Origin of the sequence: Pseudokineococcus marinus (assembly GCF_013004605.1) — a bacterium.
Lineage (GTDB): Bacteria > Actinomycetota > Actinomycetes > Actinomycetales > Quadrisphaeraceae > Pseudokineococcus > Pseudokineococcus marinus.
Genome location: NZ_JABEMA010000462.1, coordinates 1 through 1,727, shown reverse-complemented (window position 1 = coordinate 1,727; position 1,727 = coordinate 1). Strand labels below are relative to the sequence as shown.

Genomic DNA, 1,727 nt, shown 5'->3' with positions numbered 1-1,727 from the left:
GTGGTCGCCGTCGCGCGCACGAGCGGGGCCCTGCTGGCCACCTCGCCGACCATGCCGAGCACGGCGGCCGGCGGCGACGACGCCGCGGCCCGCACGGCGCGCACCGAGGCGGGCGTCGGCGCCGTCCTCCACACCGGGTACCCCGTGCGCTTCTGGGACCACGACCTCGGGCCCGACCGCGACCGCCTCCTCGCCGCGGACGCCCTGGCGGGCCCCGCGAGCACCGCGGGCGCCCCGGACCCGCGGTACACGCTGCGCGACCTCACCGGCCACGTCGGCCCGGCGCTGCACGAGGCGGCCTGGGACCTCTCGGACGACGGGCGCACCGCCGTCGGCACGTGGACGGTCCTGCGCGCGCACGGCGAGCAGTCCCTCCAGCTCGTCGCCGTGGACGTCGCCACGGGGCGGCGCACCGTCCTCCTCGACGACCCCGAGGTCGAGCACGAGGGCGCCGTCCTGTCGCCCGACGGCCGGACCGCCGCCTTCGTCGCCACCCGCATCAGCACGCCTGGGCGCGCCCCCCGCTCGTGGCTCGCGCTCGTCGACCTCGAGCACGACGACGCCGGCGCCGTCGTCGGCGCGGGGGAGCGGCGCGACCTCACCGAGGGGTGGGACCGCTGGCCGCACGCCCTCACCTGGACGCGCGACGGCGCCGCCCTCGTCGTCGAGGCCGACGAGGCCGGGGCCGCCCCGCTGTTCCTCGTCGACGCGACGTCCGGCGACGTCCGCCGCCTCACCGCCGACCACGGCGCCTACGCCGGCGTGCAGGTGGCGCCCGACGGGTGGGCCTACGCGCTGCGCTCGGCGTACGACGCCGCCCCGGCGCCCGTCCGGGTGCGCCTGGAGGACGGCGCCGTCGAGGACCTCCCCTCGCCCGTCGCGCCGCTGGCCCTGCCCGGTCGCCTCGAGGAGGTGCGCACGTCCGCCGCGGACGGCACCGAGGTCCGCAGCTGGCTGTGCCTGCCGGACGGCGCGAGCCCCGACGCACCGGCCCCGCTCCTCCTGTGGGTCCACGGCGGGCCGCTCGGCTCGTGGAACGCCTGGTCGTGGCGCTGGAACCCGTGGCTGGCCGTCTCGCGCGGCTACGCCGTCCTCCTGCCGGACCCGGCGCTCTCGACCGGGTACGGGCAGGACTTCGTGCAGCGCGGCTGGGGCGCGTGGGGCGCCGCGCCCTTCACCGACCTCATGGCCGCCACCGACGCCGCCGAGGCGCGGGACGACGTCGACGCCACCCGCACCGCGGCGATGGGCGGGTCCTTCGGCGGGTACATGGCCAACTGGATCGCCGGGCACACCGACCGCTTCGACGCCGTCGTCACGCACGCCAGCCTCTGGGCGCTCGACCAGTTCGGCCCGACGACGGACGCGGCGTACTTCTGGGGCCGCGAGATGACGGCCGAGATGGCGCGGGAGAACAGCCCGCACCACAGCGCCGACGCGATCACGACGCCGACCCTCGTCATCCACGGCGACAAGGACTACCGCGTGCCGATCGGCGAGGGCCTGCGGCTGTGGTGGGACCTCGTCTCGCGGAGCACCGCCGAGGACGGCTCGACGCCGCACCGCTTCCTGTACTTCCCCGAGGAGAACCACTGGGTGCTCTCGCCCGGCGGCGCGGTCGCCTGGTACCAGACCGTCCTGGGCTTCCTCGACCAGCACGTGCTCGGGCGGGCGTGGGTGCAGCCGGACCACCTGGGCTGAGCCGGCTCGTCGCGGAGACGTCGTCC

1 protein-coding gene is annotated in these 1,727 nt (G+C 77.4%); it reads left to right on the top strand.

What is annotated here, in order from left to right; genetic code table 11:
• On the top strand, nucleotides 1-1,701 hold a 1,701-nt coding region (locus tag HLB09_RS16605; protein ID WP_171204405.1), incomplete at its 5' end, for a S9 family peptidase.
• Between the last annotated feature and the right edge of the window lie 26 nt (nucleotides 1,702-1,727).